Genomic DNA, 257 nt, shown 5'->3' with positions numbered 1-257 from the left:
AACTGAAGCGGTTTTTTGCGGAAAAAGTATATATCAACGCCCTGCTTCAGCTGCCGGCTACTATGTTTAAAGATGAAGCGCAGGCAAAGAGCATTTTAATCCTGCAGAAAAAAGGCGAAGACGCAAAGCCGCCGAAACAAGCGCTTTTGGCGAATCTTCCTTCTTTTGCGAACCAGCAGGCGATGCGGGAGATGATGGCAAAATTGGATCAGTGGATTCAAAAAGAAAAATAATGGCGAAAAAGCAGTGTGAGACGC

General features: G+C 45.5%; 1 protein-coding gene. It reads left to right on the top strand.

From position 1 onward, the window contains the following. Positions 1–233, top strand: a 233-nt coding sequence (locus ACYYG1_RS17640) for a class I SAM-dependent methyltransferase (RefSeq protein ID WP_461211635.1), incomplete at its 5' end; no start/stop codon positions are given. Between the last annotated feature and the right edge of the window lie 24 nt (positions 234–257).

This window comes from Desulfocurvus sp. DL1XJH-121 (assembly GCF_054819825.1).
Note: the sequence above shows the minus strand (reverse complement) of the source record. Positions and strands in the feature narration are given on the sequence as shown.